This is a genomic window from Arthrobacter sp. MDT2-34-1 (assembly GCF_059091365.1).
In genome coordinates, this window is sequence record NZ_JBNHGO010000001.1 from 386,287 (window position 1) to 409,839 (window position 23,553).

General features: G+C 66.9%; 24 protein-coding genes. 11 read left to right on the forward strand and 13 right to left on the reverse strand.

The window, feature by feature from the left end:
- The first annotated feature begins 42 nt into the window (after positions 1-42).
- Positions 43-690 carry a membrane protein YczE gene (gene yczE, locus AC5RVV_RS01805; RefSeq protein ID WP_493999731.1) on the forward strand — a complete coding sequence of 216 codons (648 nt, stop codon included), beginning with the start codon at positions 43-45 and terminating at the stop codon, positions 688-690.
- 24 nt (positions 691-714) lie between these two features.
- Here the strand turns inward: yczE and AC5RVV_RS01810 are convergent, their stop codons facing one another.
- Entirely contained in the window at positions 715-1,617 is a 903-nt protein-coding gene (locus tag AC5RVV_RS01810) for a methyltransferase domain-containing protein (protein ID WP_493999732.1), read from the reverse strand.
- Between the two features lie 74 nt (positions 1,618-1,691).
- Between AC5RVV_RS01810 and AC5RVV_RS01815 the strand changes: the two genes are divergently transcribed.
- Complete coding sequence (locus AC5RVV_RS01815; protein ID WP_493999733.1) at positions 1,692-3,764, forward strand: S9 family peptidase; 2,073 nt, start codon at positions 1,692-1,694, stop codon at positions 3,762-3,764.
- Between the two features lie 24 nt (positions 3,765-3,788).
- Here AC5RVV_RS01815 and AC5RVV_RS01820 read toward each other — a convergent pair whose 3' ends face one another.
- Together AC5RVV_RS01820 and AC5RVV_RS01825 are read right to left on the reverse strand one after the other, a co-directional pair.
- Positions 3,789-4,421 (reverse strand): peptide deformylase, encoded by a 633-nt coding sequence (locus AC5RVV_RS01820; RefSeq protein WP_493999734.1) that lies wholly within the window; start codon positions 4,419-4,421, stop codon positions 3,789-3,791.
- 65 nt (positions 4,422-4,486) lie between these two features.
- Positions 4,487-5,389 carry a putative periplasmic lipoprotein gene (locus AC5RVV_RS01825; protein WP_493999735.1) on the reverse strand — a complete coding sequence of 301 codons (903 nt, stop codon included), beginning with the start codon at positions 5,387-5,389 and terminating at the stop codon, positions 4,487-4,489.
- A gap of 61 nt (positions 5,390-5,450) precedes the next feature.
- On the opposite strand from AC5RVV_RS01825, the gene AC5RVV_RS01830 reads away from it, so the two are divergent.
- A complete protein-coding gene (locus AC5RVV_RS01830) occupies positions 5,451-6,392 on the forward strand; it encodes a 5'-3' exonuclease (protein WP_493999736.1) in 942 nt (313 codons plus the stop codon).
- 190 nt (positions 6,393-6,582) lie between these two features.
- Positions 6,583-8,970: an ATP-binding cassette domain-containing protein gene (locus AC5RVV_RS01835; protein WP_493999737.1), complete on the forward strand. Its 2,388-nt coding sequence runs from the start codon at positions 6,583-6,585 to the stop codon at positions 8,968-8,970.
- Positions 8,971-9,471: 501 nt separating this feature from the next.
- Here the strand turns inward: AC5RVV_RS01835 and AC5RVV_RS01840 are convergent.
- From AC5RVV_RS01840 to AC5RVV_RS01850, 3 genes are all read right to left on the reverse strand, one after another.
- Entirely contained in the window at positions 9,472-9,990 is a 519-nt protein-coding gene (locus AC5RVV_RS01840; protein WP_493999738.1) for a GNAT family N-acetyltransferase, read from the reverse strand.
- A 149-nt stretch (positions 9,991-10,139) separates the two neighbouring features.
- Positions 10,140-11,324 carry a cation:proton antiporter gene (locus AC5RVV_RS01845; RefSeq protein ID WP_493999739.1) on the reverse strand — a complete coding sequence of 395 codons (1,185 nt, stop codon included), beginning with the start codon at positions 11,322-11,324 and terminating at the stop codon, positions 10,140-10,142.
- A 2-nt stretch (positions 11,325-11,326) separates the two neighbouring features.
- Entirely contained in the window at positions 11,327-11,818 is a 492-nt protein-coding gene (locus tag AC5RVV_RS01850; RefSeq protein ID WP_493999740.1) for a cation:proton antiporter regulatory subunit, read from the reverse strand.
- A gap of 309 nt (positions 11,819-12,127) precedes the next feature.
- Between AC5RVV_RS01850 and AC5RVV_RS01855 the strand changes: the two genes are divergently transcribed.
- Complete coding sequence (locus AC5RVV_RS01855; RefSeq protein WP_493999741.1) at positions 12,128-13,267, forward strand: glutamate--cysteine ligase; 1,140 nt, start codon at positions 12,128-12,130, stop codon at positions 13,265-13,267.
- A gap of 49 nt (positions 13,268-13,316) precedes the next feature.
- On the opposite strand, the gene AC5RVV_RS01860 is transcribed toward AC5RVV_RS01855, so the two are convergent.
- The 5 genes from AC5RVV_RS01860 to AC5RVV_RS01880 form a co-directional block, all read right to left on the reverse strand.
- A complete protein-coding gene (locus AC5RVV_RS01860) occupies positions 13,317-13,793 on the reverse strand; it encodes a VOC family protein (protein ID WP_493999742.1) in 477 nt (158 codons plus the stop codon).
- Positions 13,794-13,904: 111 nt separating this feature from the next.
- Positions 13,905-14,234, reverse strand: coding sequence for a hypothetical protein (locus AC5RVV_RS01865; protein WP_493999743.1), 330 nt, complete (start codon positions 14,232-14,234; stop codon positions 13,905-13,907).
- 226 nt (positions 14,235-14,460) lie between these two features.
- Positions 14,461-14,985 (reverse strand): hypothetical protein, encoded by a 525-nt coding sequence (locus AC5RVV_RS01870; protein WP_493999744.1) that lies wholly within the window; start codon positions 14,983-14,985, stop codon positions 14,461-14,463.
- A complete protein-coding gene (locus AC5RVV_RS01875) occupies positions 14,982-15,569 on the reverse strand; it encodes a sigma factor-like helix-turn-helix DNA-binding protein (protein ID WP_493999745.1) in 588 nt (195 codons plus the stop codon). Before AC5RVV_RS01875 ends, AC5RVV_RS01870 begins: the two co-directional genes overlap by 4 nt.
- 62 nt (positions 15,570-15,631) lie before the next feature.
- The gene (locus AC5RVV_RS01880; protein ID WP_493999746.1) at positions 15,632-16,006 is read right to left on the reverse strand and encodes a VOC family protein; all 375 of its coding nucleotides are present in this window, start codon (positions 16,004-16,006) and stop codon (positions 15,632-15,634) included.
- A 136-nt stretch (positions 16,007-16,142) separates the two neighbouring features.
- Here AC5RVV_RS01880 and AC5RVV_RS01885 point away from each other — a divergent pair, with 136 nt between their 5' ends.
- On the forward strand, positions 16,143-16,550 hold the full coding sequence (locus tag AC5RVV_RS01885; RefSeq protein WP_493999747.1) for a DUF3054 domain-containing protein: 408 nt from the start codon (positions 16,143-16,145) through the stop codon (positions 16,548-16,550).
- 47 nt (positions 16,551-16,597) lie between these two features.
- Positions 16,598-16,879: an Lrp/AsnC family transcriptional regulator gene (locus AC5RVV_RS01890; protein WP_493978425.1), complete on the forward strand. Its 282-nt coding sequence runs from the start codon at positions 16,598-16,600 to the stop codon at positions 16,877-16,879.
- A 92-nt stretch (positions 16,880-16,971) separates the two neighbouring features.
- Here the strand turns inward: AC5RVV_RS01890 and trpD are convergent, their stop codons facing one another.
- Entirely contained in the window at positions 16,972-18,024 is a 1,053-nt protein-coding gene (trpD, locus tag AC5RVV_RS01895) for an anthranilate phosphoribosyltransferase (RefSeq protein ID WP_493999748.1), read from the reverse strand.
- A 148-nt stretch (positions 18,025-18,172) separates the two neighbouring features.
- Here trpD and ctaE point away from each other — a divergent pair, with 148 nt between their 5' ends.
- The 4 genes from ctaE to qcrB all read left to right on the forward strand — a co-directional run bounded on the left by ctaE (position 18,173) and on the right by qcrB (position 22,474).
- Complete coding sequence (gene ctaE / locus AC5RVV_RS01900) at positions 18,173-18,811, forward strand: aa3-type cytochrome oxidase subunit III (protein ID WP_493999749.1); 639 nt, start codon at positions 18,173-18,175, stop codon at positions 18,809-18,811.
- A gap of 82 nt (positions 18,812-18,893) precedes the next feature.
- Positions 18,894-19,706 (forward strand): cytochrome bc1 complex diheme cytochrome c subunit, encoded by an 813-nt coding sequence (gene qcrC / locus AC5RVV_RS01905; protein WP_493999750.1) that lies wholly within the window; start codon positions 18,894-18,896, stop codon positions 19,704-19,706.
- A gap of 90 nt (positions 19,707-19,796) precedes the next feature.
- Positions 19,797-20,825 (forward strand): cytochrome bc1 complex Rieske iron-sulfur subunit, encoded by a 1,029-nt coding sequence (gene qcrA, locus AC5RVV_RS01910; RefSeq protein ID WP_493978421.1) that lies wholly within the window; start codon positions 19,797-19,799, stop codon positions 20,823-20,825.
- Positions 20,826-20,827: 2 nt separating this feature from the next.
- Complete coding sequence (gene qcrB, locus AC5RVV_RS01915) at positions 20,828-22,474, forward strand: cytochrome bc1 complex cytochrome b subunit (RefSeq protein ID WP_493999751.1); 1,647 nt, start codon at positions 20,828-20,830, stop codon at positions 22,472-22,474.
- Positions 22,475-22,716: 242 nt separating this feature from the next.
- On the opposite strand, the gene AC5RVV_RS01920 is transcribed toward qcrB, so the two are convergent.
- Positions 22,717-23,502, reverse strand: a complete 786-nt coding sequence (locus AC5RVV_RS01920; protein ID WP_493999752.1) for a GntR family transcriptional regulator — start codon at positions 23,500-23,502, stop codon at positions 22,717-22,719.
- Positions 23,503-23,553: the final 51 nt, after the last annotated feature.

The following is a 23,553-nucleotide window of genomic DNA, read 5'->3' on the forward strand; positions in this document are numbered from 1 at the left end:
AGTGCTGAACACCGCGCCCTGCCGCGCACCCCGGAACCGGCCATGCGAACCCTGCTGACCAGCAATCGGCTGTCCCTGCGGACGCTGCGGCTGCTGGCCGGCCTCTTCGCCTACGGGATCGCCATCGCGCTGATGATCAGGGCCAATCTTGGCTCGGCCCCCTGGGATGTGCTCAGCCAGGGCGTCGCCAAGGCCACGGGCATCAGTTTCGGCTGGGCCACGGTGGCGATCAGCGCAGCCGTGCTGCTGTTGTGGATCCCGCTGCGGCAAAAGCCGGGCGCGGGAACGGTCGCGAACGCCATCCTCGTGGGGTTTTTCGCCGACTTCGGGCTGCTGCTCATCCCGGTTTGGGATCACCTGGCCGCGCAGGTCCTCTCGTTCACGGCCGGACTGGTCCTGCTGGCGGCGGCCAGCGCGCTGTATATCGGGGCAGGCCTCGGACCCGGACCCAGGGACGGCTTGATGACCGGCCTGCACGCCGCGACCGGTTGGCAGGTCTGGATAGTCCGCACCGGCATCGAAGCAGCGGCAACCCTCGCCGGGTGGCTGCTCGGCGGCGTCGTGGGCCTCGGCACCCTGGTGTTCGTCCTGGCCATCGGACCCTTGATCCAGCTGTTCCTGAAGTGGATGTTCGTCGACCTGAATCCGGGCGTGCGGAAAAAATCCCCCGCCAGGCCCGGCCGCGGCTAGGGGGCGCTCGGACACCGGCGGCGGCTAACCGGCGGGGCGGACGGGCTCCCCGCCGCGGCCGCGGCGCCGGTACGTGCTCACGGTGAAACGCGCGGTGACCTGCAGCGGCCGTCCGGCATCCCCGACGGCCGCACGCACCGCGTCGGCGTCGGTGTGGTGGGCGTTGGGCCCCATCATGACCAGCCGCACGATGTCCTCGGCGCCCAACTGAAGCGGCACCTGCAGCGGATCGGCGGCCAGTTCTTCGAAGTCGCCGCCCAGGGCCGCCCCCAGCCGGTCGGCCTTGTCGGTGTCGACGGCCAGCAGCGGGACCACGTCACGCAGCTCGTCCAGGTGCCCCGGCGCAGCGGTGGCGACCACCAGGTGCCCGTTCGGTTTCAGCACCCGGGCGAATTCGGCCGGGTTACGGGGCGCAAAAACGTTGAGGATCAGGTCCACGGTCCCGGCCGCCAGCGGCAGCGGCTTCCAGAGGTCCCAGACCAGGCACAAGGCGTCCGGCAGCATCCGGGCCGCGCGCCGGAGGGCGAACTTGGACAGGTCCAGCGCCACGGCCCGCCCGTCGCCCAGCCCCATGAGGACGGCCGCGAGGTAGTAGCCGGTACCGGCGCCGGCATCCAGCACCACGGGAGCGGGGGAGCCGGGCTGGAGGGCGCGGACCGTCCGGGACAGCTGGTCCGCCAGGGGTGCGTAGTGGCCGGCGCCCAGGAACGCCTCCCGGGCGGACACCATTTCGGCCGTGTCCGGGGTGAACCGGGTGCCGCGCCCGGTGAGCATATTGACGTAACCCTGCCGGGCGCCGTCGTACTGGTGGCCCTCCGCGCAGCGCAGCCCCTGGGCCGGGGTGGGCCCGGCGGCCAGCAGTCCTTCCCCGCAGACCGGACAGAGCAGCAGCGGGATCAGGTCCTGGAAGTGCGGGGCGGAGGGCATGCTCCATCCTAGGCAAAGCCGGACCACGATCCGCCGATTGGCTCCGGCCCACTGGTGAGACTAGGCTCACAGGCGTGCGATCTGAAGACATTGCTTTATTAAATTCCGTGTCCGCCCCGACGCTCCATCCGGACGGCGGCCGGGCCGCGGTTTCGGCCACGCATCCCGACTTCGCGTCGGACAGCTACGTGGGGCAACTGTGGGAAGTCCCGCTGGACGACGGCGGCGGTGCGCCCCGCCGCCTCACGCGCGGCTTTAGGGACACCGCACCCGCCTACTCGCCCGACGGGCTCTGCCTGGCGTTCCTCCGCGCGGCCGGACCGGGGGAACGGGCGCAACTGATGGTGGTGGACAGCCGGGGCGGGGAGCCGGTCGCGGTCACGGACGAGAAACTGGGGGTCTCCTCGTTCGTCTGGTCCCCGGACTCACGCCGCCTGGTCTTCGCGGCCCGGGTCCCCGCGGACGGGCGCTACGGTACGATGGACGGCGTTGGCCCCGGCGCCGAGGATGCCCGGCTGGTCACCGGCTACAAGTACCGCCTGAACGGGGTCGGCTACACCGGCGACAAGCGGGCCCAGCTGTTCGCGGTGGACGCACCGGATCTGCAGGCCGAACCGCCGGTCGCCCCGGTGGGCCGCGCCGCCCGGCGGGCGGGCCGGGACGGCGAAGCCGCTTTCACCGCCGTGCCCGAAGCGCGCCGGCTGACGTTCGCGGACGCCGACCATGACTGCCCGGCTTTCAGCCCGGACGGCCGCACGCTCTACTTCACCGCCGCCCTCCACGAGGGAGCCGACGAGGACCTGCGCCGGGACGTGTACGCGCTGGAGCCCGACGCTGCCGGCGGCAGCCCGTGGCTGATGTCCAACCTTTCCGGCCCGCTCCTGGCCGCCGCGTCGCCGCAGCCCAGCGCCGACGGCCGCTGGCTGTTCTACCTCGGCAGCCTCATCGGCGGCGGGAGGGACTTCGTCGCGCAGAATGCCGCGCTGTACGCGGCTCCGGTCTCCGCCCCCCACGAGGTGCGCCGCCTGACCGATCCGGAGGGGACGGACCTGGGCGAAGGCATGCTGGTGGCGGCCGGCCCGGATGCGGTGCTGGCCCTGAACCGGCAGCGCGGCGCCGTGCAACTGGTGGAGGTCTCGGCAACCGGCGGCATGGCGGTCCTGGTCGACGGGCCGCTGAACGCAGCGGCGGCCGACCGGGTGGCGGGCCGCACCGTCGTCAGTTTCTCCGACGCGTCGACCGCCGGTGACTTGGGGCTCGTGGCCGGCGGCGGACTCGTCCGGCTGACCGACTTCTCCGCGGAGCTGCGGGACTCGGGCCTCATTGCGCCGCGGGAAGAGACTTTTGCTTCGGCCGACGGATACCCGGTGCACGGCTGGGTGCTGCTGCCCGGGGGCCGGGGGCCGCATCCCGTGCTGCTGAATATCCACGGCGGGCCGTTCGCGCAGTACGGCTGGGAGGTTTTTGACGAGGCACAGGTCTACGCCCGGGCCGGCTACGCCGTCGTCATGTGCAACCCGCGCGGATCCGCGGGCTACGGGCAGGCGCACGGGCGCGCCGTCAAGGGAGCGATGGGAACCCTCGCCATGGCCGATGTCCTGGCGTTCCTGGAGGGTTCCATCGCCAAATACCCGCAGCTGGACGGTACGCGGCAGGGCATCATGGGCGGATCATACGGCGGCTACCTGACCGCCTGGACGGTGTCCCGGGACCACCGGTTCACCGCCGCGATCGTGGAGCGGGGCTACCTGGATCCGCCGTCATTCGTCGGCTCCTCGGACATCGGCTGGTTCTTCTCCGACGAATACACCGGCACGGATCCCGAGCAGGTGCGCAGCCAGAACCCGTTCGCCCGGCTGGATTCGGTCCGGACGCCGGTGTTCGTCATCCACTCCGAAGACGACCTGCGCTGCCCGCTGGAACAGGCCCAGCGCTACTACGTGGGCCTCAAGCAGCGCGGCGTGCCCACGCAATTGCTGATCTTCCCCGGGGAGAACCATGAGCTGTCCCGGACCGGTACGCCGTGGCACCGGAAGCAGCGCTTCGACGAAATCCTGCGCTGGTGGGCGGCCCACCTTCCCACGGCGCAGAACAACGACGGCGGACGCGCGGCAGCCGCCGAACCGGATCCCGCAGCCCGGGCGTAGCACGGCGGCCGGGCCGTAGCGGGCCTAAAAGGCCAGGCCGGCGCGTGCCAGGTCAATCGTCGGCTGTGCCCAGTGCCGGGTGTACTCGTCATTGCCGCTCAAAGACCGGGGCTGCATCTTGTCCACGTAGATCGTGCCCGAGAGGTGGTCCGTTTCGTGCTGCACGATTCGGGCCTGCCAGCCCGAGAAGGTCTCGCGCACGCGGACGCCGTCGGGCCGCTCGAAGTCGAGGTCGACGCTGCGGGGGCGCTCCACCACCGCCTGGTAGCCCGCGAAGGACAGGCACCCCTCGTAGAACGCGGCTGTCTCGTCGCCGCGGGCGCGGTAGGACGGATTGATGATGGCGAAGTAGGGTAGCGGGATCCGTTCCCGGGTCGCGGCCACCTCGGGCGTCGTTGGGAAGGCATCCTCGAGGACCGCGATGCGCAGCGGGATGCCGATCTGCGGTGCCGCCAGCCCGACGCCGGGCGCCGCGTGCATGGTCCGGCGCAGGAGTGCGAGCAGGGCGTTCAGTTCCGCGTCGTCCAATTGCCCGTCGAACGTCGCGGCAGGCTGCCTCAGCACGGGCTCGCCGACCTGCAGGATGGGCGCAAGGTCGCCGGAGGCGGTCAGCGAATGGACGAGATCGCGCAGGCGTTCCGCAGGGTAGTCAGTCACAGCTGTCAGTGTAGGGGCGCCGGCCCTTGCTGCGCTGCTGGCCGCTCCGTCCCATCCTGCCCCCGCTAGCCGCTTCGGTCCGCGGAGGAGCAGGCGTCGGCGATAAACCGGTATACCTCGCGGGTGAAATCCCGTCCGCCGTCCAACCGCAGCACGCCGGCTCCGCCCGCCGTCCTGATCGTTACCGGAATCTTGGTGCCCAGCTTGTCTTCGGCCAGCGCATGGGGATCGCAGCGGGTCGGCACGACATGCAGGGCCAGCCGCGACGCCGGATCCGTCCCGGCCACCCGGATGTTTTTGGGCCACGGGTGTTCGGCGTCTTCGCTGAGCAAGGTGGTGGTCCCGAAGGATTCGATCACCAGCGAGCCCTTCCCGCCGGACGGCCGGACCTCGACTTCGACGACGGCAGCGCGGCTCCCGGCCAGCACCTGAAGCCCGGGGTTGACCCGAAGCCCGGCCACCGAAGCCGCCGCCTGGGCCAGGCAGTCCCCGGTGTGGTTGCGCGCGAGGACACCGTGCGGATCCCCGGCAGGGACCTCCACCGTGCCCGGCGCGGGGCCCTCGCCGTCAAGGGTCACGGTTATCCGATACTCCGCCGCAGTCGGGGACGGACCGGCGGAGCACCGGGCGGCCGGCAGGTCGGCCGGCAGGCTCACCGTCGCACCGGGGGCCACCTTGGTCCCGCCGGTGCGCGTTGGCTTCCAGTCGGCGGCGTCGTCGTAAAGCGGGGAATGCAGCGCCGCGGAGGTGACGAGCAGGGGCTGCGCGGAGGTGTTGGTGATCATGAGGCTGACCACCCGGTCCGTGTAGTCCGCCCGGCTCTGGTCCACGGCAGCAGTGATCACGTTCCGGGCGCTCGGGGAAGCAGGGGAGAGGCTCCCGGGAGCGCCCGAACATGCGGCCAGCAGGGCCGCCGTCATCGGCAGCACCACCAAGCCGCTGCGGTACCGCAGGGGACCGGGAGCCATGCCACTAAGGTAGTACCAACTCCCGTGGACGTGCTCCTCACCGGCAGCGAAAGGGCAACCTGTGGCCGAACGATTGATGCTCCTCGACACCGCGTCGCTGTACTTCCGGGCCTTCCACGCCCTGCCGGACACGATCAAGGCCAAGGACGGCACCCCCGTGAACGCCGTGCGCGGGCTGCTCGACATCATGGCCCGGCTGATCACCGACTACCGGCCCACCCGGCTGGTGGCCTGCTGGGACAACGACTGGCGCCCCGCCTGGCGGGTTGAGCTGCTCCCCACCTACAAGGGCCACCGCGTGGCCCGGCGCGTGCCCGACGGTCTCGATATCGAGGAGACACCGGCGGGCCTGGTCGAGCAACTGCCCCTGATCCGCGAGGTGCTCGACGCGCTCAATGTCGCCGTCGTTGGCGCGGACCATCATGAGGCGGACGACGTCATCGGCAGTCTCGCGGCCCAGGCCGATGTGCCGGTGGATATCGTCACAGGGGACCGGGACCTCTTCCAGCTGGTGGACGACGACCGCGATGTGCGGGTGATCTACACGGCGCGGGGCATGAGCAACCTCGAGGTGATGACCGATGTGTCGGTGGTGCGCAAGTACAGCGTGCTGCCCAGTCAGTACGCGGACTTCGCCACGTTGCGCGGGGACACGTCCGACGGCCTGCCCGGAGTTGCGGGCATCGGCGACAAGACGGCGGCCGGGCTGCTGAAGGACTACGGCAGCCTCGGCGGGATCGTTGCGGCGGCAGCGGATCCCACGGCTGTCATGGCGGCACGGATGCGGGCCAGGATCACGGAGGCCTCCGATTACCTCGACGTCGCACCGACCGTTGTCGGCGTGGTCCGCGACCTGGAGCTCGGGACGTTCGATGCCACCCTCCGGCCGCTGCGCCCCGAAGAGGCAGAGCGGCTTGAGCAGCTCGCGAAGGACCTGAACCTGGGCGGACCGTTCCGCCGCATCCGCCAAGCGCTCGAAGCGGTCGGCGAGGCGGCGGAGTAACGACCGGCCGCGCGGCGGACCAAAAATCCGGAGCGGGTTCCGGGCTAGTCCATTAAGGTAAAGAGACGTAATCGTTGCCGCGTCGGGCGGAGGGCGCCCGCAGGCAAGGCACCCCGAACCGAGCGGACAGCGGTCTCGCCGGCGCAGGGTCGGGCCGTGCGGGCGAGGCACCCAAGGGATGGAGACAGCAATGAGCACGGCCACGACGAGGGACCTGCAGCAGCCGTCGCTGCATTCGGCGGACAGCCACGACCTGATCCGGGTGCAGGGCGCGCGGGTGAACAACCTCAGGGACATCAATATCGAGATCCCCAAGCGGCGGCTCACGGTGTTTACCGGGGTCTCGGGATCGGGCAAGAGTTCGCTGGTGTTCGGCACCATTGCCGCGGAGTCGCAGCGCCTGATCAACGAGACCTACAGCGCGTTCGTGCAGGGCTTCATGCCGACATTGTCGCGTCCCGAGGTCGACTTCCTCGCCGGCCTGACCACCGCAATCATCGTGGACCAGGAACGCATGGGCGCCAACCCGCGTTCCACCGTGGGCACGGCCACCGACGCCAACGCCATGCTGCGGATCCTCTTCAGCCGGCTGGGAGACCCGTATATCGGGTCGCCCAACGCCTTCTCCTTCAACGTCCCGTCGGTCAAGGCCAGCGGGGCCATCACGGTCGAGCGCGGCGGCAAGACCAAGGCGGAGAAGGCCACCTTCAACCGCCTCGGCGGGATGTGCCCGCGTTGCGAAGGCATGGGCTCGGTCAGCGATTTCGACCTGTCCGCGCTCTACGACGACACGAAGTCGCTCTCCGAAGGCGCGCTGACGGTACCCGGCTACAGCATGGACGGGTGGTACGGCCGCATCTTCAGCGGTGCAGGACTGCCCATGGACAAGCCGATTGCGAAGTACACGAAGAAGGAGCTCCACCAGCTGCTTTATTCGGAGCCGACCAAGATCAAGGTGGAGGGGATCAACCTCACCTATGAGGGCTTGATTCCCAAGATCCAGAAATCGATGCTCTCCAAGGACCGTGAGGCGATGCAGCCTCACATCCGGGCCTTCGTGGACCGCGCAATCACCTTCGCCACCTGCCCCGAGTGCAACGGGACCCGGCTCGCGCAGGAGGCGCTGTCGTCGAAAATCCGCGGCAAGAACATCGCGGATCTTTGCCAGATGCAGATCAGCGACCTGGCCGACTGGATCCGCGCTCTGGACGAGCCGTCGGTCGCGCCGTTGCTCACCGGGCTGCAGCACCTGCTCGATTCGTTTGCGGAGATCGGATTGGGGTACCTGTCGCTCGACCGGCCGGCGGGGACGCTGTCCGGGGGAGAGGCACAGCGAACGAAGATGATCCGCCACCTGGGCTCGTCGCTCACCGACGTCACCTACGTGTTTGACGAACCCACCATCGGATTGCACCCCCATGACATCGAGCGGATGAACCAGTTGCTGCTCCAGTTGCGGGACAAGGGCAACACCGTGCTGGTGGTGGAGCACAAGCCCGAGACCATAGCGATTGCCGACCACGTCGTGGATCTCGGGCCGGGCGCGGGCACGTCGGGCGGGACGATCTGCTTCGAAGGCAGCGTTGAGGAACTGCGGGGGAGCGACACCACCACCGGCCGCCACTTCGACGACCGGGCGTCCCTGAAGGAGTCGGTCCGCCCGTTCACCGGTGCCTTGGAGGTCCGGGGCGCCTCGACGCACAACCTGCAGGACGTGGACGTTGACGTCCCGCTCGGAGTACTCGCGGTGATTACCGGGGTCGCCGGCTCGGGCAAGAGTTCGCTGATCCACGGCTCGGTCGCCCGCCGCCCCGGCGTCGTGGTGATTGACCAGGGAGCGATCAAAGGGTCCCGGCGCAGCAATCCGGCCACCTACACCGGGTTGCTCGAACCGATCCGCAAGGCATTCGCCAAGGCCAACGGCGTCAAGCCGGCTTTGTTCAGCTCCAATTCCGAGGGCGCGTGCCCCGTCTGCAACGGCGCCGGCGTCATCTACACCGAACTGGGCATCATGGAAACCGTCGAGTCCACCTGCGAGGAATGCGAGGGGAAGCGGTTCCAGGCGGCGGTGCTGGAATACAGGCTCGGCGGCCGGAACATCGCGGAGGTGCTCGCCATGCCGGTAACCGAGGCGGAGGAGTTCTTCGGCACGGGCGACGCGCGCACGCCGGCCGCCCACAAGATCCTGGAGCGGCTCGCCGACGTGGGACTCGGCTACATGACGTTGGGCCAACCGCTCACCACGCTGTCCGGCGGCGAGCGGCAACGCCTCAAGCTGGCGACCCAAATGGCCGAAAAGGGCGACATCTACGTGCTCGATGAGCCAACGACGGGACTCCACCTGGCCGACGTCGAGCAGCTGCTCGGCCTGCTGGACCGTCTCGTCGACTCCGGCAAGTCGGTCATCGTAATCGAGCACCACCAGGCCGTCATGGCCCACGCCGACTGGATTATCGACATCGGACCCGGGGCCGGGCACGCCGGCGGCCGCATTGTCTTCGAGGGGACGCCTGCCGATCTCGTCGCCGATCGTTCCACGCTGACCGGCAAGCACCTGGCGGCCTACGTCGGCGCCTGATGACCAAGCTTGCAGCCGGAGTCCGGAGCGCCGACGGCAGCAGGCGGGTGCAGAGTTATGTCAACCTAATGATGGTTTGAGGGGAGTGCCGAGTTGTTAGAGGGGATCCCGATTGCACACGCGGTTGCGGTAAAACAGCCTTTCCAGCCCACTATCGGGCCTCGCCTCGAATTCGCCGCACAGATAGCGTGACATTGAGTCCTGGCTGCCTGCGGCCAACGTTCGGCGAGCTCGCGTGACTGTGAACGTCATGCATCATTGGACCGACCAGCGGCACATAGTCGGCCTGCCACGAGATGTTCCGGTCAGTAGGTGCGTGCCGGGACATCGCAATACTGTGAAGAACAGGCAGCCAACGACCGGGTCAGCATGCGCCGCAGCAGGAGGCGAGCCGCCACGGATTGGGTCCCCGCTTAGGCCTTTCCGTAACGCCGATAATCCACATTATGTCAAGTAACGGCTCGGCTGGGGCATCCATCCTGTCCCCTGACGGCCGGGACTTCAGAGACGTGCTGCCCAGGGCCAGTTTGCGCTGAAGCGCGTGCGGCGGCGTCTTGAAGAGCACAGCGCCGTCGGTATTTGGACGGTCGCACGTCTGCGGAACCGGGCGAAGACGCGGACGGGACCTGATTCGAAATCCGATCCCTCGGTCAGTCCCATGGATTGGTAGAAGGCGCGTTGCCGAGGTTCATCATCGGTGATGAGCACCGTTTGCCGAACGTGCTGGTACCGCTGCCTCACATGATCAAAAAGGGCGCGCCCGACGCCTGTTCCCTGAAACGCCGGGTGCACCAGGATGTCTTGCACATAACAGATTGTTGCGTCGTCCGAAACGGTCCGTGCGAGGCCTATTAGCTTGCCGTGTTCAGTCCGAGCCGCTGCTACGAAGGACGAGTTCCTTATCGCACGATAGAGCAGATCCGGGTTGTTGGTATAAGCCGCCCAACCAACAGACTCATAGAGCGAAAGCAGTTCTGCATCGGATACTGGCAAGGCGGTCGATATCGTGAAAGCAGCCACTGACCCAGTGTCGCACTGCGATTTCCCTTGGCGTTCGATGCCGGTGAAGTCCCGCGTGCCCCGGCTTCCGATTGCCAAGCGGGATGCCACGATGTTCCGCAGTCCCCTGCCTCCTGACAGTTGGTGACAGTTTGCTTCATGTGGGGCCTTCACCTCGGTTCGGGGCCCGGTTTCGGCAGGCCCTTACCGTCCGCTCGAGGCACCCATGCGTCGCTGAAGCGGGCCAGAAGAGGACCTGCGACCGCCAGAATCATCACATATGCTGCGGCGATGGGCCCCACCACTGTGTAGCCTGCCGCAACCGCCAGACCGGCAATGACGACGGAAAACTCACCCCGGGTGACCAGGGCGGCCCCAGCCCGGAGCCGTCCACGCTGCCGCACGCCTTCCTTTCCTGCTGCCCACCAGCCTGTACCCAGTTTCGTAGCAGCGGTCACGACGGACAACAGCAGGGCTGCCGGCAGGATGGGCCACATGTCCGCAGGATCGATGGCCAGGCCGAAGGTCACAAAGAAGATCGCAGCAAAGAGGTCGCGCAGCGGGCTCAAAACGTGCCGGGCACGGTCGGCAAAGTGCTGAGGAATCGCTATGCCCACCAGGAACGCGCCGACTGCTGCGCTGGCGCCCATACCCTCGGCCACTCCGGCAACGGCCAATGTAATGCCCAGGAGGCGCAACATGACCTGTTCATTCTGGGGATGAGACAACAGACGTCCCATCCGATACCCGGCCTTGCGTGCCGCGACAAGGGCCAGTGTCACAGCGCTTGCGGCCAGGGCGACTCCCCCGGCTGCCTGCCAGGCTCCGCCGCCGGCAAGGACCACCACCAGGATGGGCAGGAACAGTGCCATGGCCATGTCTTCCAGGACCAGTATCGACAGCACCGCCGGCGTCTCCCGATTTCCCAAGCGGCCCAGGTCATCAAGCAACCTGGCGATAATGCCGGACGAGGATATCCAGGTGACTCCCCCAAGCGCCAAAGCCGCCTGCCACGGCAGCTGCAGCACCAGTCCCAGCAGGAATCCGGGTACCGCGTTCAGCAGGAAATCGATCAAACCCGAGACACGATGCCGCTTGAGGCTGTACATCAGCTCGGCCGCGGAGAACTCGAGTCCCAGCAGAAGCAGCAAAAGGACAATGCCGATCTCCCCCGCGGTTTCCACGAAGGGCCCCGCGGCATGCACCGGCAGCAGTCCGTCCTCTCCGAACGGCAAGCCGGAAAGGAGGTAAAACGGGACCGGTGAAAGGCCAAGCCTGTGGGCCAGAAGCCCGAGCCCGGATAGGACGGTGAACAGCACTCCCAGTTCGATCAGGAGGAGCGACAGGTGTGTCACGTTCAGGTGGCGGTCGGCGCATTGATGAGGGCCTCAAGTGCGGCGAGCCCGTCGGCCGACCCCAGGGCTATCAGGTCATCGTTGGCCAGGAGTTGCTCTTGCGGGGTCGGGCCCGTGATCACGCGCTCTCCACGTATGATCGCCACGATTGAGCACCCCGTCCGGCTGCGGGCCTTGCTGTCACCCAGAGCCCGGCCCGCATACGGTGAGTCGGGCCGAACGGTGAAGCGGCTGGTTTCCAATCCCGGGACCTCCCTGGAAAGATCCGCAAAGCGCTGCGTGATCCGGGGCGCGCCCAAGAGCTCGGCCAGCTGTAACGCTTCTTCCGGTTCCAATTGGAGCTTGCTGATTGCCCGGTCCGGATCGGCCTCGTCAAAGGTCAGGATGTCGGCCCCGCCATTCCGGTCTATCACCAGGGAAAAATTGACGTTGGTCCTCGTCTTGAGGTCATAACGCATGCCGACGCCGGGGAGCATGGTTTCGACGATTTCCACAGCACGATCCTAGGGTGAGGGCCGATATACGCCGGCTCGCAACGGCACAGACCCCGGGGCTGCAAAGCGGCCTTGCGAAGATCAGGCCGTGGGGATTCTGATCGGTTGCGGGCCCTGCCGGAGGTGCATGCGCTCCTCCGTGACGGCTACGGTATCCCGTTTTGCGGCCCGGCGGGACCCCTGAATGCGGTCATGACCGCGGGCGAACCTGATCAACCGGCGTGAACGTGCCGCGTCCGGCCCCCAAGGAATGTCCGGCGGGCCGCGACGGTCTTTCGCCAAGCCCGCCTGTGGTGAACACTAAACAGCATGCGAACCTTTGGCGTGGAGGAAGAGCTGCTCCTGGTGGACGCCAAGACCGGCGCCCTGGCCTCCGTCTCGGAACAACTGCTCCGGGGGCAGGGAGAGCCTGCGACGTTGGATACACCTCGGGATACGGCGTCCCGCGGAGGCTACAAGGGCAGCCTGATGTCGGAGGTCAAGCAGGAACAGCTCGAAGCGGTGTCCGCTCCGTACAAGGATCTGCAGGAGCTGGCAGCGGGTATCAGGGCCGGGCGCGCCGAGGCTGACCGACAGGCGCGGCGTTTTGGCGCCAGGGCTGCAGCATTGGGCACCTATCCCCTGCCCGCCACTACCAGCCTCGTGCCGCGCCCGCGATACCAGGCCATGGAAGCCCGGTTCGGTCTGACCCTGCACGAACAGCTGACGTGCGGTTTCCACGTGCACGTTTCGGTTGCCTCCGATGAGGAAGCCGTTGCCGTGCTTGACCGGATCCGCGTCTGGCTGCCGGTCCTGCTAGCGCTGAGCACCAACTCCCCCTTTTGGCAGGGCGTGGACAGTGGCTACGCCAGCTTCCGCTACCAGGTCTGGAAACGGTGGCCCACCGCCGGGCCGACCGGCATCTTCGGCTCCCCCGCTGCCTACCACCAACTGTTGGGGATGCTGCTCGAGTGCGACGTGCTGCTGGACAAGGGCATGATCTATTTCGACGCGCGGCTCGGTCAACGGCATCCCACGGTTGAAATACGCGTGGCCGATGTCTGCCTGCAAGCGGAACAAGCTGCCGCCGTGGCCGCCTTGTGCCGGGCGCTGGTCGAGACGGCTGCCCGCCAATGGAGCGACGGCAGCCCGCCGCCTCCGGTACCGGCAGAGCTGCTGCGTCTTGCGTCCTGGCGGGCCAGCAGGTCAGGACTGGAAGACGAACTGCTCCACCCGTTGAAGAGCGACCGCACCCCGGCCCGAAACGTGGTCAGCGCCCTGCTCGAACACGTCGGCCCCGTGCTGGCGGAAACGGACGATCTGGAACCCATACAGGTCGTCGTCGACGGAATCCTTCGCGACGGCACCGGCGCGGCAAGGCAGCGGAGAGTCCTCGCGCGCCAGCACAGACTCACCGACGTCGTCTTCGACGCAGTCAGGAACACGCACCTGCCGGCCGGCATCTTGTGAGCACCCGGCCGGCGGCAGCGGACAGAATGGGCTCGCTGCGCACAAGGCGCTAGCCGGCGTCGTAGGCGCGCTGCAGTTCGGCGATGTCGATCTTCCGCATCTGCAGCATGGCTTCCATGGCACGTTGAGCCTTCTGCGCATCCGGCCCCCCGATCAGCCGCGGCAGCACCGAGGGAATGATTTGCCAGGACAATCCGTACTTGTCCTTGAGCCATCCGCATTGGCTCTCGGCACCGCCGTCGGCGGTCAGGGCGTCCCAGAGCCGGTCGACCTCCGCCTGGTCCTCGCAATCCACCTGCAGGGACACGGCCTCATTAAACGTGAACTGGGCTCCCCCGTTCAGGGCCGTGAAGGACTGGCCGTCCAACGCGAACTCTACGGTCAGCACCTGGCCTTCCATCCCGGGACCGCTCTCGCCGTAATGCGTTACGTCCAGGATCTTAGAGTTCTTGAACAGCTGGACATAGAACTGTGCCGCCTCTTCGGCTTCGCTGTCGAACCACAGGCATGGCGTGATCTTCTGCATGATGGGCTCCTCCCCTGCGTCAGGCGTACCAGAACCGCCCCTCGAACGTCCATGAATCGGGTGTTCAACGTGAACCGGGCACCCACCGGCAGCCAACATCATGCCCCCGGCTCAGCCCGGGGCACCGGCCAGCACCGGGGCCGTGGCGTCCCTGCCACCCGGGTCTATCACCTGCAGGCGGCACCCCTCCCCTTCGGGCGCCGCATAACCGGGAAGCTGCTTGCTTTCACTGCAGCGGTGAAGCTCTTCCAGCGCGACAGCTTCAATCCGGGCATGCTGAAGGTTGATGGTGACGCCCCGACCGGGCGCAAGGGCGCTGGTGCGGCGAACCAACGAATACAGCGCCACGATGTTTCGGGTTGTCACGTGCCCGCGCACTTCGATATTGGCGGATTCCCGATCGATATCCAGCCGGACGACCACTCGCAGTTTGGGATCCATGCTTTGTCCCCTCAAGAGTTCCCCATGGCCGCTCCTTGACCGGTGATCATCATAAGAGGCCGAATGTGGCGTGGGCAACAGACCGCTGGCAATATTTCGTGGGGACGGAACACGGGCCCAGCAGGGGCGGCGGCAGCACCGGGCGGGACCGTGGTTTTTGTTACGGACTGCGCGCCGCTGGCCTGGCGCCGCCGCCTTGGCCCGGGAATGCCGAGCCCGCCTGCGCTCAGCGCAGGAGAACCGCGACGCCGGTAGCGGCCGCGGCCCACAGCACGCTCGCGAAGGTGCCCAGGATAAATCGCTCGGCCGCTCCGGACTGACCGAGTTCGGAATACCGACCCAGGCCTTTCACCGCGAGGACGACTGCCAATCCTTCCGGCCACTCGGCCAGCAGGGTGGCCGCGATGGCCGTCCGCTCGAGCACCCCGATCCAGGCCCCTCCGCGGAGCACCGGGGATGCTTCGGGGTCGGTGTGGTTGTCAGGGTGCGAGGCATTGAACGACAACCGCAGGATGGTCACGGTGGCCGGGCCACCGCCGATCGCGGCGGCCGCCACGCCCAACGCATAGGCTGCCGGGCCTAGACCGCCTGACCCCAGGACCGCCAACAATGCCGCAATGCCCAGGAGCAACAGCGATACGGCACTGGCGGCGTACAGCCAGCGGTTGCCCCGGCCCTGGAACCGCTCGAAGTACATGGGCGCCGCCACGGCCGTGGCCACGCAGAGCGTGAGCAGTGCGATGACGCTCATCGGTCGGCCCCTTCCAGCAACGCTTGGGCCGCCAACCGTGCGCGTCGCCACTCGGGCCAGAGCCCACTGTGCAGCCTGCTGGAGACGGCCTGCTGGGTGATCCCCAGCCGGTCGGCAATTTGCTGTTGGGTCAGTCCTTCATCACTGAGCAACCCGGCTTCCGTCGCCTGCCTGCTGCGCTTCCGTGCCACTGATACCAGCAACTGCAGCACCGCTTCGGCATGGCCGGCCTCCTCGCGGGCACCGGAGACGGCGACGTTGCCGGGCGATGTCTTGGCCGCGGTCACCGCTTCGCGCGCGCGCTCGAAGGCCTCGCCGGAACCCGCGCGGGTAGACTCCGGGAGCGGGGTGACGACCCCGCCCACGCCTATTCCCACGCTCCAGTGGTTGCTGACCGCCAGGTCCAGGGCAAGATCAGCCGCGACGGCCGGGTCGGCGACCACCGCCTGCATCTCGTCGCCGGCGGTGCGTTCGAAGCCGCGCACCAGCGGACGGGACGGGTCGCCATTCAGGGCGCCGAGCGCGCCCTCTACGAGGTCCACGTGGCGCCGGGAGCGCCGCTGATCGACCGTCAACACATACATACAAATCTGCTTCCTTGTGGCTCAAGGAACAAGTATGCAGGGTTGTGGGCTGGGGCGCAACCTTAATGCTCCGCCTGCTCGTGGCTGACCAGCCCCACGAGATTGCCTTCCGAGTCGCGGATGAAGCCCATCCATTCATCCATGCCGGCAGGTCCCAGGGCACCATCGGCATGCCGGAAAATGACGTGTGGTTCTTCGGCAACCGGTATTCCCCGGGCGCGCAGTTCCTCGACCCGGTCGCGCACCGAGTCGACCTTCAGATACAACAGGGCGGCCGGCGCGCCCACCTCCAGCAGCAGCCGCACGCCGTCGAGATCGAAGAACACCAGGCCCGGAGGGTTGAAGACCCCGGCCGGCGGATAACCGAGCAGGTCGGTGTAGAAAGCGGTGGCCCGCTCGAGCTCGTGCACACCGAGCGCAACCTGTGCCAACTTCATGGCTTCGGCTCCTCCCCATCCGCCGCGGGCTTCGGCCCCTGACCAGCCGACCGGCTTCGGCCCCTGACCCGTCGCCAGGGACCCGACCGGCTCGTCCTCGAATCGTACGCCCGTGCCTGCCCGATAGTGTGGAGGGGTGACTGAAACATCGCCCCGGCTCCGCGCGGGCATCCCGTTGGTGGCAGCATCGCTCGCCCTGGACCTGGCCGCCGTCGTCATTTTTGCGGCGGCGGGCCGAAACACGCACGAACACGGAATGGCGCTGGCCGGAATCCTGATCACCGCGAGCCCGTTCCTGGCCGGGGCCCTCGTAGGCTGGCTGGCCTCGCGCGCCTGGCGCCGGCCGGCCGCCCTCTGGCCGACCGGAGTCGCGGTCTGGCTGGCCGCAGTGGCCCTGGGGCTCGCCCTTCGCGGCCTCGCGGGCGGCGGGCTCGCGCCGTCCTTCCAGATCGTGGCCTTCCTGGTGCTCGGCGCCCTGCTGTTGGGGTGGCGCGCGGCCGCCGCACTGTTCATCAAACTACGTTTCGCCCGACGGGTGGAATAACCTCGGACATAGGGAAGAACACCCAGTTCCAGCAGAAAGGCAGTGCAGTGGCTACAGCATTCGTTCTCATCCGCACCGATGCGACCCGGATTCCGGAGTGCGCCCAGGAGATCTCCGAGATAGAGGGCATCAGCGAGGTCTATTCGGTCACCGGGGAATGGGATTTGATCGCCGTCGCACGGGTCGCCAAGCACGACGAGCTGGCCGATGTCATCGCCGACCGGCTCTCGAAGGTCCAGGGCGTTCAGGCAACGACCACTCACATCGCCTTCCGCGCCTATTCCAAGCACGACCTGGATGCAGCCTTCTCGCTCGGGTTCGAGCACTAGGCTCCGCGGACAGGCGCAGTGCCCCGGACATTTTGTCCGGGGCACTCCTTGTTAATTGTTAAGCTGTTGCGCCCCACGCGCGGGCCGGAAGGTCAGCGGGTAGCGTCGATCCAGCGCTGCAGCGCCTCGGCCGCGGCACCGCTGTCGATGGCTTCCTCGGCCCGTTCCAAACCGGCGGCCAGCCGCTCCAGCAGCGGAGCGTCGGCTGTTGCCTCGTTGGCCACCAGGGCGGCGGCTGCGTTGAGGACGACGGCGTCGCGCACCGGCCCCTTGTCCCCCGCGAGCACGCGGCGCACCACTTCGGCATTCGCGGCGGCGTCCCCGCCACGCAGGTCGTCCAGCGTGGCCCGGGGGATGCCGAGGTCCAGCGGGTCCAGGTCGTGTTCCGTCACGGCGCCGCCGCGCACCTCCCATACCGACGAGGGGCCCGTGGTGGTCAGCTCGTCCAGGCCGTCCCCGCCGCGGAAGACGAGTGCGCGGATGCCCCGGGCGGCCAGCACGCCGGCGATGAGCGGCGCGAGCCGGGCATCGGCAACGCCGATGGCGGCCGCCGTGGGATTCGCCGGGTTGGTCATCGGACCCATGAAATTGAAGGCGGTGGCCACCCCGAGTTCCGCGCGCACCGCGCCCGCATAACGCATGGAGGGGTGGAACACCTGCGCGAAGCAAAACGTGATCCCCGCTTCGACGGCAGTTTGCGCCACGCGGTCCACCGGGAGGTCCAGGCGCACGCCCAGGGCTTCGATCACATCGGCCGAACCAGACGACGACGACGCGGCGCGGTTTCCGTGCTTGACGATCCGGGCCCCGGCCCCCGCGCACACCAGGGCGGCCATGGACGAGATGTTGACGGTGTTCTGCCGGTCCCCGCCGGTACCGACGATGTCCAGCTTCTCCCCCGGGATGTCAATCGGCCGGGCGTTGCCGACCATGGCCTCCACCAGGCCGGTCAGCTCGTCGACCGTCTCCCCCTTCGCCCGCAGCGCGACCAGGAAGCCGGCCATCTGCGCGTCGGAGGCCCCGCCGGACATGATTGTGTTCATCGCCCACTGGGTTTGGGCCGCTGTGAGGTCCTGCCGGGAGATCAGGGCAGAGATCAGTTCAGGCCAGGTGGGTGTGTTCTGAGCGTTGGGTTCGGTCGTCACTTCACTAGGTTATCTACGTTTTGTAGAAACTTCCGGATTGTTAACTTCCGCGCCGTTCCGCGGAATCCGGCGCTTCAGGAACCGGAACGCGGCGCCACGCGTTCAAATGCATTGGTGAAGTGGGCAGATTTATAGACATAATGGCCTTGTGACAACTGCAACCCATGCCCCCAGTACCCCGGCGCATCCAACGCTGAATCGCCCCAACCTGGTTTCCGTCGGAACCGTTGTGTGGCTCTCCAGCGAGCTGATGTTCTTCGCCGGCCTTTTCGCTATGTACTTCACCCTCCGCGCCACCTCCGGCGAGATGTGGGCGATGGAAACCGAGAAGTTGAATGTTCCGTTTGCGCTGGCCAACACCATCGTTCTGGTGTCCAGTTCCTTCACCTGCCAGTACGGCGTCTTCGCCGCAGAGCGCTTGCAGGCCCGCCGCTCCGGCGGGCTCTTCAATGTCGCCAAGTGGGGCATGGTCGAATGGTTCCTGCTGACATTCATCCTCGGCGCCATCTTCGTCTCCGTCCAGGCCTACGAATACGCGATGCTCGTCTCCGAAGGCGTCTCGATGTCCTCGAACTCCTACGGTTCGGCGTTCTACATCACCACCGGCTTCCACGGCCTCCACGTCACAGGCGGCCTCATCGCTTTCCTGCTGATCATCGGCCGCGCCTACGTCGCCAAGAAGTTCGGCCATTTCGAAGCCACATCGGCCATCGTCACGTCGTACTACTGGCACTTCGTTGACGTCGTGTGGATCGCTCTCTTCATCATCATCTACTTCCTTAAGTAGACGGCCGAAAGGTCCGCGCCTCGCTGCGAACCGAGCCAGCCGAACATCTACGCACACGCACCGCAAAGTTAGGAACCAACAAGTGAAGGCACTCTCCCAGAGGCGACGACATCCCCTGGCGGCCGTTGCCCTGCTGCTCATGGGATTGCTCGTCACCGGCGGACTGTACGCCGTTGCCGGGAACGTCAACGAGGCCAAGGCCCAAACCACCACCTTTTCCGCGCAGGACATCGAAGAGGGCGAGAAGCTCTTCGTGGCCAACTGCGCAACTTGTCACGGAATCGGTGCTGTCGGGGCCCCGGAGGGTGCGCACGGCAACCAGGCCGGTCCGTCGCTGATCGGCGTCGGCGCCGCAGCCGTGGACTTCCAGGTAGGAACCGGCCGCATGCCCATGCAGATGTCCGGCCCCCAGGCACTGGAAAAGCCGAACCAGTTCAACGAAGAGCAGACCATGCAGCTGGCGGCCTACGTAGCCTCCCTCGGCGCCGGTCCCGCAATTCCGGCGGATGAATTCCTCGACGTCTCCCAGGGTGATCCTGCGGCCGGCGGTGAGATCTTCCGGGTCAACTGCGCCATGTGCCACAACGCTGCCGCAGCAGGTGGTGCCCTGACGCGCGGCAAGTTCGCGCCAGCGCTTAGCGGCGTCAGCGAAGCGCACATCTACGAAGCCATGGCCACCGGTCCGCAGAACATGCCGGTGTTCAGCGACGCGAACATCTCCCCGGAGGAGAAGCGCGACGTAATCGCCTTCCTGAAGACCATCGAAGAGCAGCCCTCCCCCGGCGGGATCTCGCTTGGCGGGCTCGGCCCCGTGTCCGAGGGCCTGCTGATGTGGACGCTTGGATTGGGCGTGGTCATCGCGTTCACCATTTGGCTGACCCAGCGGTCTTCCTAACCTTCGCTTCCGGCGGCCCAACGGGCCGCCGGAGAAGCGCCAACAGTCATTAATGAGTTTTGAACTATTTAGAGAAGGATGAGAGGGATCATGGGCGACCATAGTCACGGCAGTCCGAACACCTCGGGCACCGTTGCTACGGCTGGTCAGAGCGACGTGGAGAAGTTTCAGGATCCTGGACTCCCCCCGCACCGCCCGCGCCGTGCCGACAAAGATCCCCGGGCGGAAAAGCGAGCCGAACGCCAGGTTGCGATACTCTTCGTAATCTCCATCATCGGCACCGTACTTTTCTTCGTCGGGTACTTTGGCATCCGCTTGGATGACACCACCGCAACGCTGCGACTGCAGAACTTCACCCTCGGCATGGGCACCGCTTTTGCCATGCTGGGCATTGGCGTGGGCATTGTCCACTGGGCCAAGACCCTCATGCCGGACCACGAGATCGTCGAAGAGCGCCACGAGGTCCGCACCGAGGAAGACCGCAAGGACGCCGAGCAGATCATCGGCCAGGTCCTGGACGAGTCCGGCATCTCCCGCCGCCCGCTGATCCGCAACACCCTGATCGGCGCCGGCGTGCTGGCGATCCTGCCGGCCATCGGCATCTTCCGCGACCTGTCCAAGGACCTGAACCCTGAGGTGCTGCGGCATACCATGTGGGACGCAGGCGTCCGGTTGACCCGCGACCCCAGCGGCACCCCGATCAAGGCCTCGGATGTCACCATTGGTTCCGCGTTCCACGTCATCCCCGAGGGGCTCAACGAGGCCGAGCACAAGCTCGAGGAGAAGGCCAAGGCCGTCGTCCTCCTGATGCGCCTGAATCCCGACGTCCTCCAGGTCTCCCCAGGCCGCGAAGACTGGAACTACAATGGCATCGTTGCGTACTCAAAGATCTGTACCCACGTTGGCTGCCCGGTGGCGCTGTACGAACAGCACACGCACCACCTGCTCTGCCCTTGTCACCAGTCGACCTTCGATGCCGCTCAGGAATGCAAGGTAGTGTTCGGCCCGGCCGCGCACGCCCTTCCCCAGCTGCCGATCAGCGTCGACGACGAGGGCTACCTGATCGCCACGAGCGATTTCCATGAACCTGTTGGACCGAGCTACTGGGAGCGTGGCTAAGCATGAGCGCTTCAACTGATACCTACGTACCCAAGACGCGGGTCGGGCGGATCACCAACTTCGTCGATACCCGCGTCGGCGGTTCGGGGATCGTCAAGGAATTCGGTCGGAAGATCTTCCCCGACCACTGGTCCTTCATGTTCGGCGAAGTGGCGCTGTACTCCTTCGTCATCCTGCTGCTCACCGGAACGTTCCTGACGTTCTTCTTCGATCCTTCGATGGCCGAGACGCACTACGACGGACCGTACGTGCCGCTCAAGGGCGTCGAAATGTCCGTCGCCTACCAGTCCACCCTGGAGATCTCGTTCGAGGTCCGCGGCGGCCTGTTCATGCGTCAGCTGCATCACTGGTCTGCGTTGCTGTTCGTTGCCTCGGTCTCGTTCCACATGCTGCGCGTGTTCTTCACCGGCGCGTTCCGCCGCCCGCGTGAGCTGAACTGGGTTGTCGGCTGCGTCCTGTTGATCCTGGCCCTGGCAGCCGGCTTCACCGGCTACTCCCTGCCGGACGACCTGCTCTCCGGTAACGGCCTGCGCATCATCGACGGCGTGATCAAGGCAATCCCCTTGGTTGGTACCTACATATCGCTGTTGCTGTTCGGCGGCGAGTTCCCGGGTACGGACATCGTGGGCCGCCTGTACGTGCTCCACATCCTGCTGGTCCCGGCCTTGATCCTCCTGATGATCGCCGTCCACCTGTTCATGGTTGTCGTGCACAAGCACACCCAGTACCCCGGCCCCGGCCGTTCCGAGACCAACGTCGTCGGCTTCCCGATCGGCCCGGTCTACGCGGCCAAGGCAGGCGGCTTCTTCTTCGTTGTCTTCGGCATCCTGGCCGTCATTGCCGCGAACTTCCAGATTCTGGCGATCTGGGACTACGGCCCTTACGACCCCTCCCCCGTCTCGGCCGGTACCCAGCCTGACTGGTACATCGGCTGGGTGGACGGCGCGCTGCGCCTGATGCCCGGTGTGGGCGAGTTCGTGATCTTCGGCCGGACCATTTCGCTGAACGTGCTCATCCCGGCCCTCGGCCCGGCGGCCCTGCTGTTCACCGTGATGTTCGCCTGGCCGTGGATCGAAAGCTGGGTGACCAAGGACACCCGCGAGCACCACATCCTGGACCGCCCGCGCAACGTCCCGTTCCGCACCGCCACCGGCGTCGCCGGCATCGTCTTCTACTCGGTGATGTGGGCAGCTGCCAGCTCCGACTTGATCGCCACGCACTTCCACGTGTCGCTCAACGACGTGACCTACTGGCTGCGCGCCCTGTTCTTCCTGGGCCCGATCCTCGGCTTTATCGTCACGCGCCGCATTTGCCTGGCGCTGCAGCGCAAGGACCGCGAGATCGCCCTCCATGGCCGGGAGACCGGACGCATTGTCCGCCTGCCGCATGGCGAGTTCATCGAGGTCCACGAGCCGCTGAACGAGTACAAGCAGTACCGGCTGGTCAGCTACGAGTCGCCCGAGGTAATCCCGGCGCAGCCGAACAGGGCCGGGCACATCAAGCGCTCCGAGAAGCTGCGCGGTGCCCTGTCCCGGTTCTTCTTCGAAGACCGTGTGGCACCGGTTACCCCGGCCGAGCTGGAGGCTGCACATAGCCACCACGCCGAGGTCGAGGCACCCGCCGAGAAGGCGGAAGTTACCGCCCGCTAAGGCAAAATCCAGATAGAGAAATGGCCCCGGACCTGGTCCGGGGCCATTTCTCTATGTCTCACCCCTTTGCTTCACCGCGGTGGGGCACCCTGCGTATACCGGGCGGGACGGGGGCTCTCACGGCGACCACGGGCGGCACGCGGCCGCACGGCTAAAGCGCTCCCCCGGCGCAGCAGTAGCTCTGGGCCCGGCCGGCGGCGCCATTTGCGGCCGAGACGGCCTTCAGCAGCGCCGTACAGCCGTTAGAAGCGCTTGACGTTGTAGGAACGCGGCGCACGTCCCCCGGGCCGTTGCAGCGGCACCCACAGCTTGTACCGGTCCGCGCGGTAATACGAGATCGAGAAGTCGACCATGGTTTTGGAGACGTAGGCATGCCGCTGGATCTTCAGCAGCGGCGATCCGATGTCCACGCTCAAGAGCCGCGCGATGGAGGGCTGGGCCGCGGTCGCCTCAATCGTGTCCTCGCCCCACTCCATGATGAGTCCGTATCGTTCGCTCAAGACGTTGTACAGCGACGACGGCGGGCCCTCGTCGAGGATCCCCGGCACGCGCTGCGCAGGAATAAAGTTTTCGTCCACGCTCATCGGTTCGGCGTCGGCCAGCAGCAGGCGGCGGAAGCGCACCACCGGCTGCCCCTCCTCGATCTGCAGCTCGCGGGCCACCAGCGGGGTGGCGCCGATCTGCTCGAAGCTGAGGACACGGGCATCGGGAACCATGCCGCGGCGTTGCATCTCTTCGCTGTAGGAGGTGAGCTTGACCTGCAGGTCCAGCTTCGGCTGCCGCACAAACGTTCCCAGGCCGACAATGCGTTCGAGCACCTGTTCGGCGACCAGTGAATCGATCGCCTGGCGCACGGTCATCCTCGCCACGCCGAAGCGTTCGGCCAGTTCCCTCTCCGAGGGAAAAGCGGCCCCGGGTTCGCAGCGCTCCTGGGCATGCCTGCGCAAAATGTCCCTGAGCTGGACGTGCTTTGCGGTACGGGAGGAGCCATCGAGCCCACCCTCGATCGCGGCGGCGTTCACGGACATGCGGCCTCCTGCTCAGCCGGTTGGATTCCCTTTCATCCTATCCGGTCTAGA

Bases quoted from the DNA above. Each gene is read 5' to 3' on its own strand.
- yczE (WP_493999731.1), top strand. From the start codon at position 43: ATGCGAACCCTGCTGACCAGCAATCGGCTGTCCCTGCGGACGCTGCGG.
- qcrB (WP_493999751.1), top strand. From the start codon at position 20,828: ATGAGCGCTTCAACTGATACCTACGTACCCAAGACGCGGGTCGGGCGG.
- AC5RVV_RS01835 (WP_493999737.1), top strand. From the start codon at position 6,583: ATGAGCACGGCCACGACGAGGGACCTGCAGCAGCCGTCGCTGCATTCG.
- AC5RVV_RS01920 (WP_493999752.1), bottom strand. From the start codon at position 23,502: ATGTCCGTGAACGCCGCCGCGATCGAGGGTGGGCTCGATGGCTCCTCC.
- AC5RVV_RS01865 (WP_493999743.1), bottom strand. From the start codon at position 14,234: ATGGATCCCAAACTGCGAGTGGTCGTCCGGCTGGATATCGATCGGGAA.
- AC5RVV_RS01880 (WP_493999746.1), bottom strand. From the start codon at position 16,006: ATGAAGTTGGCACAGGTTGCGCTCGGTGTGCACGAGCTCGAGCGGGCC.
- AC5RVV_RS01855 (WP_493999741.1), top strand. From the start codon at position 12,128: ATGCGAACCTTTGGCGTGGAGGAAGAGCTGCTCCTGGTGGACGCCAAG.
- AC5RVV_RS01810 (WP_493999732.1), bottom strand. From the start codon at position 1,617: ATGCCCTCCGCCCCGCACTTCCAGGACCTGATCCCGCTGCTGCTCTGT.
- AC5RVV_RS01860 (WP_493999742.1), bottom strand. From the start codon at position 13,793: ATGCAGAAGATCACGCCATGCCTGTGGTTCGACAGCGAAGCCGAAGAG.
- AC5RVV_RS01825 (WP_493999735.1), bottom strand. From the start codon at position 5,389: ATGGCTCCCGGTCCCCTGCGGTACCGCAGCGGCTTGGTGGTGCTGCCG.
- qcrA (WP_493978421.1), top strand. From the start codon at position 19,797: ATGGGCGACCATAGTCACGGCAGTCCGAACACCTCGGGCACCGTTGCT.
- AC5RVV_RS01875 (WP_493999745.1), bottom strand. From the start codon at position 15,569: ATGTATGTGTTGACGGTCGATCAGCGGCGCTCCCGGCGCCACGTGGAC.
- AC5RVV_RS01870 (WP_493999744.1), bottom strand. From the start codon at position 14,985: ATGAGCGTCATCGCACTGCTCACGCTCTGCGTGGCCACGGCCGTGGCG.